Here is a 14,508-nt window from a genome sequence, read left to right as displayed (position 1 = left end):
GAATTCTGGTCGACGCTTAAAACCGAATTCTACGACCGTAAGCGCTGGGCGACCCGTGATGCTGCACGCAAGGCCGTTGCCTACTGGATTGAAGTCGTCTACAACCGCCGACGTCGGCACTCCGCACTCGGGATGATAAGCCCCGCCGACTTCGAGAACCGCATCGGTCTAACCACCAGCAGAAAAGAAATAGCCGCCTAACCACTAGGTAGCTCCACTACGTGTCCACAATTTGCGGGCAACCCCAGGTCTTGACCTTGATCGTATGGGCACGGCGGATCTGGTCGGGGCGGCATTAGACCAAAAGCTGCCTTATCTTCACGTGGAGTGTGTGGAAGCTGCCTAGCGCTCCTACTGCCCCTCCCCTTGTGGGAGGGGTTTTCTGTACTGTCCGTTTCTTACCCCTGGAATGGTGTTTGTGCTGGTTGCAATATAAAACCCCCACCGGAAAAGGGTGGGGGTTTACACAACCGACCAATACAACCAATGGTGCAAACACTGTTTGCCTACACGGTGTAATGGGGGCAGATCCTCATCTGACACCACACGTCAGTTTAGGCGGCCTTGGCTTCGCGTGCATCATCGCCTACAAAATCCGGTAGCAGCACCACCGGATTGTTCACCCCACGCACCTCACCGCGCAGGTCGGAGCGAATACCGGCTTCCAAAGACTGGGAGTGCGCCTGGCCTAGCTTCCACTGGGTGCATCGGCGTGCATTGACGGCGGCGCGGTCGGCGAAGTCATTGAGGATGTGGCCGTTGTGGCCACGCACCCAGTGCACGTTGACTACGATTCCCTCGCGCTGCGCCCGGTCGATGGCTGTAAGGCAGGCGGTGGCCTGTTTGCAGGGGTTGTCGATGCGCTGGCGAATGTGGGGCAGGTTGATGAAGCGGTAGACCTCCAAGCTGTCGGTGAGCACGTCGAGGATTCCCAGGTGGGGTGCGGCGAAGTTTTTAATGGCACGCTGCACGGCGTGAAACTCGCCCTCCTCGATGCTGTTTCCGTGGATTGACCCGGATCGAAGTTGGCCATCCGAGCACGCGGCGGCCCACCCAATGGCGGGGCTGTGTGTGCCTTTTGATGCGTCGGTGGCCACGACCATTCGTTGGCCTTTGCGGGACATGCGGCGGTGCTCCTCACGCTGCATGTCGAAGCGGAGGATACTGTCGGTGAGCGCTGCTCGTGCCGATGACCATGTTGCGGTTAGTGCGGGGCCGGTGGCTACGCTTCGCAGCATGAGGCCGGGGAAAAGGTTGTGCTGTTCGGCCAGTAGTTTCCGCAGGATGGGTGAGGTTGTGTAGAGCACCATACTGTGGTGGTGTTCGGGGTGGGAATCCCAGCAGCGGCGGAACTGTTGAACCATCAGCTCTTCCAGTTCGTCCTTGCCGTTTTTTAACGGCTGGTGCACGACGGTGGGCGTATCTTCCCCCACGGCGGAGGTGATGAAGCCGTAGTACCTGCTTCCCCGTCGCACCATTTCGTAGTGCAGCACAAACGGGGCAGGGCAGCTGGTTTCTGCGATGGCGATGGTCATTGAAGAGTCCTTTCGTTGAATGCGGGAAACCCTGTGTGGGTTGTGTTTGTTTCTGACACCAACGTTACGACCCGAGTGTGCAGGCTGGCCCGAGGTTGCCTAAAGGTTCGGGCTGGGTGTGCACACCCTGCCCGTAAGGTGTTTTGTGAATCAAACCCAACCCGTCAGGAGCGACAAGCAATATGGCAAGCAACGCCCTTTCCGCCGTGCGCCTGGGCATGGAAGTCAACAACATCACCCTCGCGCACTTCACCGAAGAATCAGTGACCCAGTTCCTGCACTACATTGCCGACACCGTGGAAAACCGCGTGGTCAAGCAGGCTGGTGCTTCCCCGTGGTTTCCCAATATGGATTCCGACCTGCCGGGAAGCGTGCGTGTACCCGCTGATGATGGCGGCGACCCGTTTGTGTTCAACCTGTTTACCAATCCGGCAGTCACCCGAGCAGTAACCGCCGCTGACCCAGCAAACCTGGTGGATGTGGCCGCCTTGATGCGCCAGGCTGCTGACGATGGCAACGATCTGCAACGCTTGGCGTTTCTTCGCATTGCGGCCCGTTGGAACTACAGCATGAACCTCCAGGGTGAGAACCGGCTTATCTACGATCCGGACTCTGCCCCACTTCCCGGCGATTATGACGACAATCAAACCGGCATGGTCTCGCCCACCCGCACCATTGCCCGCACTCGCGTTGTGCATGATGATGACGGCTTGGCTGTCGTTGAGCAGGCCAGCGGCCAGCGTCACCCGGCAGGACGGTTTGCTGACACCGCCGCCCAGGAGGGTGGCGACGATGCAGCCCCCACCATTGACCTGTAGGGCTGTGTAGTGGTCAGCCAACCCCAGTGCGGCGACTCGGCCCCCTCCGAGCAGGCCGTGTACCTCGATGACAACGGCGTGGAGCACCCCACGCTTCCCGCCCCGCCCGGCAGCGTGTGGCCTGACCAGGTGCACACGCATGAGCAGACGTTGCGCCTGCGCACGGTAGGCCGGGTGGCCTAACCCTGGTTGGAAAGGAGCAGGATGGCAAGCAAAACAGGTGGAGGACTTACCCTGGTTGCCGCAGTTGCGGTTGTTGGGTTGATCTACGGAAACACTGACCTTGGAGGTGATGGTGAGGCCGAGCAGGCTGCGGTTGAACAACCCGCCCACAAGCAAGCGGAGCAGGACACCAACGACGCGCACACAGGCGAGGGGTTTGCGGATACGCTGCGCCGCGTCATAGGTCAGGATGGGGCTGGCTCCTCCGACAGTATTGGTAGCTTCTTCGACAACACCGACCCAGGCGGCGGCGACGGCTGGAGCTTGGACGAGCGCAAAAAAGACGACAAGGGAGTGTGGGACTACGCCGAAGAATACGGCGTGGCCAACCCCAACCAAAAAGCAGGCGGAGCCGCGAACGCGCCCGCCCAACCAGCGCCAGCAGACACCGCCAACGGACGGATTGTGCAGGGGCGCTACATGACCATCAACCTGGACGAGTCCTACCGACAGCTCGACGGGTTGGAGGTGAAAGGCCGCGCGCCCAAGACCGGGTATTCCCGCGACCAGTTTGGCCAAGCGTGGAGCGACGACGTAACCGTCGAGGGCGGTCACAACGGATGCGACACCAGGCAAGACCGCCTGAAAGCCCAACTCACGGATGTGGTGATAAAACCCGGAACTAATGATTGCGTTGTGCTTACCGGCAAGCTCGACGATCCATACACGGGCAAGACCATTGATTTTAAGCGCGGCAAAGACACTTCCAGGGCGATCCAACTCGACCATGTGGTAGCCCTAAGCGATTCGTGGCAAAAGGGTGCCCAGCAATGGGACGAGGGCACCCGCCGCAACTTCGCCAACGACCCCATCAATCTGATCGCTGTAGACGGGCCAGCCAACGCGTCCAAAGGCGACGGCGACGCAGCCACCTGGCAGCCGCCCAACAAAGCGTTCCGCTGCGAGTACGCCGCCATGCAAATTCGCGTGAAATCCACCTACGGTCTTTGGGTCACCCAAGCCGAGCGCGATGCACTGCAAGCAAACCTCGACCGCTGCTAACCCTCGCGCGGGGGCCAGCGAGCCAAACTGTCCGCCCAGGGTTTCAGCGCAATCGCAGTGAGCGGTCCTTGGACATCGGGTGGCCTAGACATTGTTTCGGGCAGGCTTAAAGCACCCCTAGCGATAATCTTCCTGGTATTGTTTCACGGCTTGGCAACAAGCCATTGTTGAAAGGAAAAACGCTATGGAAGTAGCCGAACTAATTCTTCGCGGACTGCAACTTGTGGCCTCGGTGATAACGGTGGGTGTTGCTTTTTACGCGGCGAAGACTGCTCGTAACACGCTGGAGCAAAAACGGGACAGCGACGAACGCAACCGCTGGTGGGAGCGCATGCAGTGGACGTTAGACAAGTACACTTCGGATAATCTGACCGAACAGTACATGGCCACCGAGGTTTTTACGGCGCTTATCAAAGACCGCCCCAGCGGGGACGAAAGATTGGCGGAAACCATTTACGTTCTCGTGGACAAACTGGATCGGCAAAACACGCAGGAGGAGAACCTGGCTACAAAGATAAAGCGCAAGCTCGCAAACCCGATAAATGCCGTAAAATCGAGAGAAGACAAGGAAAGTGGTGATTAGAATGGGTTTCTTCCCTGGACGTAAAACCCCCAAACCTCGCATCAAAAACGCGCGCAAGCTTGACTACTCACTGCTGACTTTCGGCAATGATCACGTCACCCGCAGCCAGCTCACGCCTGCATACATTCGTAAAGTGCGCGCCAAAGCTCTAGCCGATGCGCGCGAGTCGCTGAAACGCGACCTGCCAGCGTAGCTTGCCCCACTTCGCCGCCCACCGCCGCGTGGGCGGCTTTTTGCTTGCACCACTCGGCTCAACCCCCGCCGACTGTCCGACCCTCCGGGCGTTTAGACGCGCGGTTATCCTGGTGGCGAGCCTTTAGCGGCCTGTGGGCTTGCCGTAGTCGGGCAGACTCTAACAGTCGATTGTGAAACTAGCCGTGTTCCCAATCGAAAGGAGCCACCGATGGCTACGCTCAACACTTCCACCCCGGCCCACACCTGGGCCTACCTCAACCGCGTCACCAACGGCGCACACCAGCAGATCAACAACCTGTTGGAAGACCACACCGCCGCCGAAATCGCCACCGGCATTTTCAACCGTGAAACCTGGATCGGCGACCAGCTTCTGGAACACACCGCAACCACCCACCACATCCTCCGCCAAGACGAAGACCTGGCGGTCGCCGAAAAGCTGGGCACACGCCTTGTCACCGTCGAAGACGACGAATGGCCCACCGACACGATTAACAGCTTCTACGCGGCCCTCAACTCTGACTTTGCAGACCGTGGCATGGACACCCACATTCCCACCCCCACCTCCCTGTGGGTGCAGGGCAGCGGCACGCTCGACGAGCTGGCGGCCAGCCGCGCGGTGCACGTTACCGGCACGCGCGCTATTACCCGCTACGGTTTCGAGGCCGCCCAAACTTTCACGCAGGGGATGGCACAGGAAGGCACCACAATCACCAGCGGCGGCGCACTGGGGGTTGAAACCGTGGCTCTGGAACAATCCCTCGAACTTGAGGCCCCCACCGTTGTTTTCCAGCCCACCGGACTGGACGCGCCGTACCCGGCCCGCAACGCAAAGCTCTACCAGCAGGTGGCGCGCTCCCCACGCGGAATGCTGGTCACGCCCTACCCGATGGGCACAACCCCCAACCGCGCCTGCTTCCTCTACCGAAACGCCCTGGCTGTCGCACTCACCCGTGGGGCGCTTATCGCCGAAGCAGCCGTGCGCTCGGGAGCCATCAATGTTGCAAACTACGCCCACGCAGCCGGAAAGCGCACAATGGCCATCCCCGGCCCCGTCACCGGCCCTGGTTCCACTGGTTGCCACACGCTCATTCGTGACGGCAAAGCAGACCTGGTTCTGGACGCGCAGGAGGTGATCGACGCGCTCGACGAAGCCGCCTAACAGCAACCACACCCCCCGACGGACACCACACCGTTGGGGTGTTTGTGCAGCTCGCGTCCCGGAGTGCGCGGCATTCCGGGACACACGCCAGCGGCAACTGTCCGCAAAGCATGTGCACAGGCACCTGGAATACTGACCGTATGGCCAAAACGAAGCGTAGGAAAAACACCACCCGCCGCACGAAAACCCCACCGCTGCCCACCCCGGCAGCGGGCGAGAAGCTGTGGCTCGTGCACCTGCCGTTCGGCATGCGCCACCCCGCAGCCGACTACCGCAAAGACCTGAAACGCCACCTCGTGGTCGCCGACAAGCTGCCGGACGAACTCGCCCCCTACGCAGCACTGCCCTACAGCTACGAAGCCTGGGTGCAAGACCAACTCAACCACAGCGCAGAACCCACCCTGCATGGCAGTGCTGCTGCCAAAACCCCGCGAGACAGTCAGCTGGAAGACGCGCGCGCCATTGTGGAGGCCGCAGCTGCTGGATGGCGTGGAATGTACGTCGGCTCTGGGGTGGGTACAGGCAAAACCATCACCTGCCTAATCGCAGCCAAAGCCATCTGCCACCTACGCGGGGGCGACACCGTAGTCATCTCCTCCGACAGGCCATTCCGGCTGACAGGGCCAATGTGGCGCTCCAACATCGCAGCCATTGGTGACGGTGGACTGCGCTGGATTGTGGTCTCCTCCGACGGAGGGCTTAAACAGCTCATGGGGCCAAACGGAAAGCCCCGGATCAACCCCTGCGTCTACATTGCCGACGAAGCCCACCAATTTCGCCGGGACTCGCAACGCACCTCCCGAATGCGCCGTCTAGCCCGCCTGGACAAGGAACCCGGCCCCGAGGTTCCTTTCACAATTGCTGTCACCGCCACCCCAGGACACACCCCAGCGGAATACCGCTACCTATCCTCCCTGCTGGCACAAACCCAAGGCGAAAGCGCCGCCCAGTGGAAAAACCTTGGCGCTCGACTAGCCGATATGGGGCTTCCACTGGAGGAATCCTACGGCCAATGGGGATGGGACGCGCAGGCCGAAGCCTCGGCAACTGTCCGAGATGAAGCCACCGCCCGCGTGCGCGACTGGATGCTGACCACCACCCCACCTGTCATGCTCAACCGTAAAGCCTCCTGGGGTGCGCCCCAGCTGTCAGGCCAGCCGGTAGACCTCACCCCAGAACAGCGCGCCAAGTACCTACTGGAGTGGGGCGATTTTCAACGCGAAATGCACCTGGCTCGCCAAGGAGCCGATAAGGCTCGCGGCCTGGCGGCAATCACCCGGTTTAGGCAACAGGCAAGCCTGCTGCGCTGCCAGCACACCGTGGAGCGTGTGGTGGCAGATGTGGAGGATGGCTACCAGGTGGTTGTCTCCGTTGAGCACATCACCACCGGGGCAGAACCCATCGCCGAAGCCCTCGCCGACAAGGGGGTTCGGGTTGCCCACCTGTATGGCGGGCGGGACGATATGGAGCAGCAGCGGCTGGCGTTTCAGAAAGGCCACGCCAAGGTTGCGATCATGTCGATTGCCTCGTCAGTCTCGCTGCACGCTAACGAGGAGCTGGCCGACGGAACCCGTGCTACCGCCACCCCACGACGCGGCTATTTGCACCAGGCACGCTACAGCGGCATTTCCGCCGAGCAGATCATGGGCAGAACGCACCGTGACCACCAGACCTGCCCGTGGAGCCTGCTGTATGCCACCGGAACCATTGAGGAGGCTGCCGCCGAGCGCATGGTCTCGCGCCTGTCCACCATCGCCACCAGCGTTGATGCTGACCGATCCAACCTGGAGTCAGTGGCCGCACTCTTCGGGGCTGACTGGCTGCCCGCAGCCCAAGCCCTGGGGGAGGACTAGCCGCCCCAACTACTGCCCCATTTCGCCTGCACACAAGCCGTATGTAGGTCGTGTGTGCGAATGCCAGATGGGTCGTGTCCAGGGTGGGTGTTAAAGACCTCGGGAGGGTGTGCACGCTGGTGTGCCACAATCGGAAACCACACCAACCGCCACCACAAGGAGTTTTAGTATGCCCGCAGCACAGGCCACAGGATTTGCTGCGCCCGCCCCGCCGCTAGACCAGTTCTTCGACGATCTTGACCGCTTCACCATCTGGGATGTTGCCCGCGACGCATCCCACCTTGGTGGGGTACGCAGCGTGGACACCACCACCAACTACGCCGACATCGGACAGGGAATCGCCCCCGAGCGCGCCTCCCTGACCCGCACCGACGGCACGGTGCTTACCCTCGCATTCACCATCGACCTGGAGATGCTGCCGGACGGAAACGCCGGAAAAGAAAGCATCACCGGCTGGGTGTGGAAGTCCACCGCCCAGCCCGAGTGGCACACCTGCCACGCGCATGGCAGTCTGGCTGAACTCTACGAGCAGATCTCCGACTGGGCCGACGATGGCCACGACGATGACCTGCCCACCTTGTCCACCCACCTGCGCGGAGCTTCGGGAACCATCTACCGGCTGGTGTGGAAGCCGCTACGCATCGAACTAGCCGACGGCAGGGTTGAGCAAGCCTGGCACCACGAAAACTTCCCGCCTGCCCGCTGGTCGAAAAAGTACTGGATGGAGCAGATTCAGCCAGATGTGCACGTACGCATCCACGGTGGTGGCCTGGTTACAGCCAAGCAGGTAGACAGCGTAGATGACCTCACCTCCGGCAGCTTCACACTGATTGCGGAGGGGTAGCGTGAGCGCTTTAGACCTATCAATCCTTGTGGGGGCAGTCACCACCGGCTGGGTCTCAATGAACTATCTGCGCTACAGCAGCGCCCTGCGCACAGCCACATGGGCGGTTACCATCGCGGCGTTTTGCTTCCTTGTTCTAGCCCGCAACGTCCTGCCCGAGGTGGTTGGTGTGCTGTACCTGTGCGGCTTTACTGCCGGTTCCACAGCGGCCGTCCTCGATGTTTTCTACACCCACAAAGTGCTGTCGAACACCCACCTGCCCGCATCGGATTACCACCCCGAAAACGACTAGCCGCCCCGAGCCGAATACTCGGGCGCGCGGCAGCACAGGTGGGCCATAATCATCCCCAGGTGCACACCACGGTGCATACAGCCAACCACTACGCAAAGGAAAACAACCATGAATGCCGACAACGACGTACCCGACGAGCAGGAGGACGTGTGCGGGTATTCCTACGATCACGATCTTGAAATCACCTTTGAAGATGACAAGACCATTTCGTGGGAGTGCCGCGAATGTGGGGCCGAACTCTACAAGGACAAGGACAAGCCCCTCTAGTGCCCCGTCTGCTTAACCGACTAGAAATCATCAACCCCGTCTAGCGCCCCACACCGGGGCCATCCGGCATAAGGGAACACCATGACGCTTACCGCACAGCAGGCCACCCGCTTTGTCAACGACATTGGCTTCGCCGCCATCGCCGCACCCGACGACGCGGTGGAAGCCATCACCGAGGCCTACTGCCTACTCCCCGAGGTTGCCACCACCCCAACCAGCCTCACCAACCAGGAGCTAGGCCAGCTCACCAAAGTGGTTACCGAAGCCTGGCGTGCAGTACGCGACGGGAAACCCGCCCGGCACCTGCACCACGCCAAAAGGCTGGCCGAGCGCATCGCTGATGAACTCAACCCCAACCCGACTACCACGTAAGGAACCCCATGTCTTTTACCGCCATCCGCCTCACCCCACGCGGGGATACTGAACAAATCACCCTCGACGACTACGACGCTATGCGCCCCCTACTGGAGGACACCTCCGGCGTACACCCTGACCACCACCCCGAGCTTGGGCGCATTGAATACACACCCCGCGCAGGCATTCACGTTGCCTTGATCTACCTGGAGGGGCCAGGAACCCAAGACCTGGAACCCAACATGGCAGCCATGATGCTGATTTCCTCCCTCGCCGACGACAACCCCCAGGTACTTAGCTTCACCGGGGATTTCCTGCTGGTGGGCGTGGAATCCTCCCCCGGGGTTGCCCCCAGCATGTCCTCACCCAAGCCGTTTGTGCCGCGCACCCTCACCCAGGACGAGGCCGCTGTTGTTCTCACCCCGATCCGCAACCTCACCTACGCGATGACCGCGCACCAACTGTGGATGGATAATCAAGCCGAAATTGCCACAGCCCCCGGTGAGGACACGTTCGAGGTAACCGCCACCCGCCGTGACGTGTACCGCATTCCCGCCAGCCAACTCGACCTGCACGAGGTCGTTGCCGACAGTGACGGTGAGTGGGACACCCTGGAGGAGGCAGCACAAGAGCTGCTAGACGAGGGAAGCCTAGACCAGTGGTACTCCCACAGCAGCCGATGCGACCGCCTGACCGTAGAGACCATCAACCCCAGCTAGTCGCTTCTCGCACCTGCTTCAACAGGTCATGTCCAAACCGAAAGGTAAACTGGACACAACAACAATTACCGCCCCTGAACTGGAGGAAAACATGTCCCTACAGGCCATTAAAGTAAGCCCAGACGGCACCCACACCATCATTGACTTCGCCGAGGGGGAAGATAGCTTTCTTTCCACCGCGCTCGACGGCGGCTACGTTGAACCCCTCCGCTTCACCCACCAGGACTCCACCATCATCGCCTGGATGGACGAGGAGGGCATGCTAAAGAAACTGCCTGCCAACCCAGCAGCCACCACCATCGTGGAGACCCTAACCCACCACAAGCTCAACGCCCTGCTGGTGGGAACGGTGGTGTTCACCGGAGACAACCCACCACACATTGGCAGCCTGCCGGAGGACGCGCACCAAGAAATCCTGGCTATCCTCAACGCGTAGTAAACACTCCCCCCTCCTGCCAAGCCCCGGTTGGCGTGCACACTGGTCTGCAACAATGGGATGAAACAACGCGCCCAACCTGGGGAGGAGACAATGACCACTCCGCACCTGCCCGACTTCTACGCAGGTCAGCATCTGAACTGGTCGAACTGGTCTGTTGACCTTGCCCCCGCCGCACGCCTCGCGCAGCACGTCCTCCACGACGAACCCACCCCGCTGCGCCAGTGCGAACAGTGCCACCAATGGGATCGCATTCTGGTGTGCTTCGCCACTGTCCGCCCCCACTTCGACAACGTGGTCGATCTCAACGCCTACCGACACGGACGCTGCGAACAACACCTGCTCGCCCGCTACTGTTTCGCCTGCGCACACACCACCATCACCAACCTGGACACCGGAATGATGGAGACCATATCGCCCTCCCACACCACCGAGGAGGACACCTCCCACCCGCACCAACCGCACGGGTAGGGCTTTAGCTGCACCCGCCTTGAAACAATGGCCCACAGCAACCAACCACAACCACTAAGGACACGCGCTTGACTTCCTCCCCGCCCTCACGGGCGGGGATTCCTGCTTCGTTGACGGGTGCCTGCTTGTAAAGCCACTGGCTTTTTAGCAGGTCTTACACCGTCTCCACAGGCTATAACCGCAAGTCCTGCGGCTTGGATATTCTTCGCAGCATTAATATCACGATCCAGATGTTCCTGACAGCGTGGGCATGTCCAGAAACGTTGATTTAAGGTAAGTAGATCATTGATATAGCCACAAGACGAACATGTCTTAGACGAGGGGAAGAACCTGTCTATGGCGACAACTTCCCCACCACTGTCTTTGGCTTTGTACTCCAAACAGTGACGTATTTCAGCAAAAGACTGCTCTAGAACTCTACGATTTAGACCAGCTTTAGCTTTTCGTCCTTTACCTCGTGTCGATGTGGTCATACCGCGAACATTAAGATCCTCGATACACACGACATCAAACTCTTTTACGAGTTGTGTAGTGGTTTTGTGAATCCAATCCTTACGAGCGTCTACTACCTGAACATGGGCTTTGCTTAGCTTGGTTTTCGCTTTAGCAAAGTTTTTTGATCCGATCTTTTTCTTCGACAAGCGGCGCTGATACTTGTTTACCTTAGCCAGTTTCTTTTTCATATCCCGATCGTCTCGGGGGGAAAGTTTCTGACCTGTGGAAAGAACAAGTGTGTCTTTGGCACCCATGTCTAGGCCTACAGTTTTGCCTGTAATACGACGTTTCTCCACCACAACCTCACCAAGACAAGACACGAACCAACGGTCAGCTTTGTCTTTAGTGATTGTCACGGTAGAAACGCTGTCTCGATCAAAATCCCTCGACCAGTGGGCAGCAAGAGGTTCTTTGAGCCGAGCAATATACAAATCGTCTCCCTTGAACCTAAATCCAGAGGTTGAATACTCAAGACCAAGCCGCGACTTTTTACGTGACTTGAACTTCGGATACCCCATTCTTTTTTCAAAGAAGTTGGCAAAAGCAGACTGCAAATGTCGAAGGCATTGCTGAAGCGGGACGGACGATACTTCTTTAAGGAAAGAAAACTCGTCTTGCTTTTTCCACTGGGTCAGCGCCGCGCTTGTTTGAGAGTAGTTAACTCGCTCATGGTTCTTATACCAGGCAGTATGACGCATATCTAGCGCCTTGTTATAGACAAGCCGAACACAGCCCCAAGTTTGGAGAAGTTCTTTCTCCTGTTCTGGGGTTGGGTAGAAGCGGAACTTAAACGCCCGCTTTACTTTCGTGTTCGACATAGTTAACATACTAACTAGTTAATTTGTAAATGGCAAGACAAGAAAGGATTGTCTCAATCCCTCCCCGCCCTTACGGACGGGGTTTCGATGAGACATTTCGATGAACCCCACGCCCATCAGCATCACCCCACCAGCCGCGAGCCTAGAGTTCACCCACCTGGTGCGCCGCGATTTCCTTACCGCCATCTGCACTGCTGGCACCGTGGCCCTCGACCGCGTAGGCATCCTCACCAAGTCCTACTTCGACCTGCTAGACAACACCACCAAGCAAGGCGTGTACCTCCACATTGACGGGCTACTGCGCATCAGCGTCGAAACCACCGACAACGAGGTAGCCCACGTCGAAATCTACGACCCTGCAACCACTTCCCCTGTCTCATACACCGCCCCCACCACCGACAACCTGGGGGCCGCAGTCCTCCAACTTCCCGAGTTCACCCACCCCGCAGCAGAGTCGTTTACGGTTCCGCACCTGCCCCACGATGAATGGGAAAACGACATTCTGGGCGACGTGTCCAACGAGGGACGCTTCATGGTCAACACTTTCCAGGCCATCACCGACGCTAGTTTCACCACTACAGGCGAGGCCACAGCCACCCTGTGGATGATGCAGGACGACAGCCAAGCCGTGCTCCTCCACCCCAACGACACGTGCTACACGGTCTACAAGTTCGACCAAGCCCCCGACTTTTCCCAAAGCCTGGAATGTGACGGCGGACGCACCGGAACCCTCCAGCAACTGCACCCTTTATGGGCACGAGGATTCTCCGCAGTAGAACAAAGATCAGTTTCATCATCCACTACGCTGAAAGAAACCGACCACCCCAATGTGCCAAGGGTGCCCCCGCCTTTAGGCGTGGGGAGGAATTGGCACGCTAAGGATCTTTCCAAGAACGACACTACCACTAATAAAAAGTAGGTGGTAAAGTTAAGGACATGAGTCAAGTTGTCCAAATCACCAGGGTGAGCATTAAAGGTGCTACACCCTACCTTGGTGATAAACAAGGTGACTCATCGCAGCCTATTTTTTCCTCAAGTCCTAATCAGGTCATGGAATGGCTGTGTTCTGCCTGGCGTACACGGTTTAACGATCACAGGTCTCAGCGCAAAAAGTATGGCAAGGATAAGGTATTAATCCCACTGGGAGAATCCATTGTCAATATGACAGATAAGCAGGCACGAGAAGAACGTAGCTTCCTTAAAGCCGTTCCCTCATTAGTCTTGCAAAGCCCAGAACAGATTGAAGCTAAAGAGTGTCTTTCTTCTGCAAAGCGAAGAAAGACACTCAAAGAATCTGGCCGAAATCCAGGTAAAATGCCAAAGTTCAAGTCGTATAAGAAACACGACCATACCTTTGTGTGCTGGTTTAATGGTGGACGTAACGCTAGGTTTGACAAGGTTGGGCGAAAGACTGGAATAGTCTCCATTACAGGAATGAACCCAAAAGGGAAACGCCGTTCTGGAGACAAAGGCCAGCGCTTTATCATCAGGATTCACGTTCGTCTTTCCCAAGAGATTCGCCCCTATACCTCTGTACAGGTCAACTGGACGAAGAAGAAACTGGTCTTTATCAACGAACCACTAGCTGTAGCCTCTCGTGCACAACGAGGACAAGGCTCTGCTATTGGTATTGATCGTGGAATTGTCCACATGACTGCTGATAGTCAGGGATATTTTGAGGATCTTCCGTGGGATACGATCACTTCTTTGGATAACAAAGTTCGTCGCCTACAGCGAAGCCAAGAAAGATCAGCCAAGGATCTGGGATTTGGCAGTTCCCATGCTGCGAAGAAATCTGGAAAGCACAGTAAATCTTCGATTCGTCGAGACAAGGAAATTGCCAAAACCAAGGCGAAAATATCTCGCGTTGTTCAAGACGCTCAGCACAAGGTATCTCGAAGCCTGATAGAAGACCATGACATTATTGCTATTGAAAAACTCAACCTGGCAGGCATGTCGAAAAAGGCGAAAGCCAAGGTAGATCCTCATAATCCAGGCGAGTTTCTTCCCAATGGTCAAAGCGCCAAGAAGTCGCTCAACCGAAAACTTCGTCTCTCCGCTTTATCTCAGTTTGGTGAGTTCTTGCAGTACAAGGCTCGTCTTTCTGGGGGCCAGATTATTGAGGTTGATCCTAAAAACACTTCCCGTAGGTGTTCGTCCTGTGGACATGTAGCCCAAGAAAACCGCGAAAGCCAAACGGTATTCTTGTGCAAGAAGTGTGGCCATAGTGATAACGCCGATCACAACGCTGCGATCAATATCCTTGATAGAGCACTGCGTGATCATGATGAAGAAATTACTGACTTTTGGGGTGGGAAGCACCCCTCGGTGAGGGCTTATCAGTCTGATCCTCGTGGTTTAACCGCAGGACAGCGTAGCCCATCGATCCGTAAACCTATCTGTCCTAGCACTTAGCTAGAGACAGGAATCCCCCGCCTTTAGGCG

At 58.0% G+C, this 14,508-nt stretch carries 18 protein-coding genes and 1 pseudogene; 17 read left to right on the top strand and 2 right to left on the bottom strand.

Annotation, left to right across the window (positions count from 1 at the left end):
• The coding region (locus MHY13_RS03830) for an integrase core domain-containing protein (protein WP_239281007.1) at window positions 1-201 on the top strand (201 nt) is incomplete at its 5' end.
• Between the two features lie 353 nt (window positions 202-554).
• On the opposite strand, the gene MHY13_RS03825 is transcribed toward MHY13_RS03830, so the two are convergent.
• Window positions 555-1,535: a ribonuclease HI gene (locus tag MHY13_RS03825; RefSeq protein ID WP_239281005.1), complete on the bottom strand. Its 981-nt coding sequence runs from the start codon at window positions 1,533-1,535 to the stop codon at window positions 555-557.
• Between the two features lie 182 nt (window positions 1,536-1,717).
• Here MHY13_RS03825 and MHY13_RS03820 point away from each other — a divergent pair, with 182 nt between their 5' ends.
• The 14 genes and pseudogenes from MHY13_RS03820 to MHY13_RS03755 all read left to right on the top strand — a co-directional run bounded on the left by MHY13_RS03820 (window position 1,718) and on the right by MHY13_RS03755 (window position 10,750).
• Complete coding sequence (locus MHY13_RS03820) at window positions 1,718-2,353, top strand: hypothetical protein (protein ID WP_239281003.1); 636 nt, start codon at window positions 1,718-1,720, stop codon at window positions 2,351-2,353.
• 9 nt (window positions 2,354-2,362) lie between these two features.
• Window positions 2,363-2,536: a hypothetical protein gene (locus MHY13_RS03815; protein ID WP_239281001.1), complete on the top strand. Its 174-nt coding sequence runs from the start codon at window positions 2,363-2,365 to the stop codon at window positions 2,534-2,536.
• A 441-nt stretch (window positions 2,537-2,977) separates the two neighbouring features.
• Window positions 2,978-3,553, top strand: a pseudogene (locus tag MHY13_RS03810) (HNH endonuclease family protein); the annotation flags it as partial.
• Between the two features lie 208 nt (window positions 3,554-3,761).
• Complete coding sequence (locus MHY13_RS03805; RefSeq protein WP_239280999.1) at window positions 3,762-4,160, top strand: hypothetical protein; 399 nt, start codon at window positions 3,762-3,764, stop codon at window positions 4,158-4,160.
• Window position 4,161: 1 nt separating this feature from the next.
• Window positions 4,162-4,353: a hypothetical protein gene (locus MHY13_RS03800; protein WP_239280997.1), complete on the top strand. Its 192-nt coding sequence runs from the start codon at window positions 4,162-4,164 to the stop codon at window positions 4,351-4,353.
• A gap of 210 nt (window positions 4,354-4,563) precedes the next feature.
• On the top strand, window positions 4,564-5,514 hold the full coding sequence (locus MHY13_RS03795; RefSeq protein WP_239280987.1) for a DNA-processing protein DprA: 951 nt from the start codon (window positions 4,564-4,566) through the stop codon (window positions 5,512-5,514).
• A gap of 140 nt (window positions 5,515-5,654) precedes the next feature.
• Entirely contained in the window at window positions 5,655-7,367 is a 1,713-nt protein-coding gene (locus tag MHY13_RS03790; protein WP_239280985.1) for a DEAD/DEAH box helicase family protein, read from the top strand.
• 169 nt (window positions 7,368-7,536) lie between these two features.
• Window positions 7,537-8,211: a hypothetical protein gene (locus tag MHY13_RS03785; protein ID WP_239280975.1), complete on the top strand. Its 675-nt coding sequence runs from the start codon at window positions 7,537-7,539 to the stop codon at window positions 8,209-8,211.
• A gap of 1 nt (window position 8,212) precedes the next feature.
• Entirely contained in the window at window positions 8,213-8,503 is a 291-nt protein-coding gene (locus MHY13_RS03780) for a hypothetical protein (protein ID WP_239280965.1), read from the top strand.
• A 108-nt stretch (window positions 8,504-8,611) separates the two neighbouring features.
• Window positions 8,612-8,770, top strand: coding sequence for a hypothetical protein (locus MHY13_RS03775; protein ID WP_239280963.1), 159 nt, complete (start codon window positions 8,612-8,614; stop codon window positions 8,768-8,770).
• An 81-nt stretch (window positions 8,771-8,851) separates the two neighbouring features.
• On the top strand, window positions 8,852-9,142 hold the full coding sequence (locus MHY13_RS03770; RefSeq protein ID WP_239280961.1) for a hypothetical protein: 291 nt from the start codon (window positions 8,852-8,854) through the stop codon (window positions 9,140-9,142).
• Between the two features lie 8 nt (window positions 9,143-9,150).
• Entirely contained in the window at window positions 9,151-9,843 is a 693-nt protein-coding gene (locus tag MHY13_RS03765; protein ID WP_239280959.1) for a hypothetical protein, read from the top strand.
• A gap of 91 nt (window positions 9,844-9,934) precedes the next feature.
• The gene (locus tag MHY13_RS03760; RefSeq protein WP_239280957.1) at window positions 9,935-10,279 is read left to right on the top strand and encodes a DUF3846 domain-containing protein; all 345 of its coding nucleotides are present in this window, start codon (window positions 9,935-9,937) and stop codon (window positions 10,277-10,279) included.
• Window positions 10,280-10,372: 93 nt separating this feature from the next.
• Window positions 10,373-10,750: a hypothetical protein gene (locus MHY13_RS03755; RefSeq protein ID WP_239280955.1), complete on the top strand. Its 378-nt coding sequence runs from the start codon at window positions 10,373-10,375 to the stop codon at window positions 10,748-10,750.
• Window positions 10,751-10,836: 86 nt separating this feature from the next.
• Here MHY13_RS03755 and MHY13_RS03750 read toward each other — a convergent pair whose 3' ends face one another.
• Window positions 10,837-12,063, bottom strand: coding sequence for a transposase (locus MHY13_RS03750; protein WP_239280953.1), 1,227 nt, complete (start codon window positions 12,061-12,063; stop codon window positions 10,837-10,839).
• Window positions 12,064-12,163: 100 nt separating this feature from the next.
• Between MHY13_RS03750 and MHY13_RS03745 the strand changes: the two genes are divergently transcribed.
• Together MHY13_RS03745 and MHY13_RS03740 are read left to right on the top strand one after the other, a co-directional pair.
• Window positions 12,164-12,982, top strand: a complete 819-nt coding sequence (locus MHY13_RS03745; protein ID WP_239280951.1) for a hypothetical protein — start codon at window positions 12,164-12,166, stop codon at window positions 12,980-12,982.
• A 17-nt stretch (window positions 12,983-12,999) separates the two neighbouring features.
• Window positions 13,000-14,478: a transposase gene (locus MHY13_RS03740; RefSeq protein WP_239280942.1), complete on the top strand. Its 1,479-nt coding sequence runs from the start codon at window positions 13,000-13,002 to the stop codon at window positions 14,476-14,478.
• The last annotated feature ends 30 nt before the right edge of the window (window positions 14,479-14,508 follow it).

The organism is Corynebacterium sp. ACRPE (genome assembly GCF_022347435.1).
GTDB lineage: Bacteria > Actinomycetota > Actinomycetes > Mycobacteriales > Mycobacteriaceae > Corynebacterium > Corynebacterium tuberculostearicum_D.
Note: the sequence above shows the minus strand (reverse complement) of the source record. Positions and strands in the feature narration are given on the sequence as shown.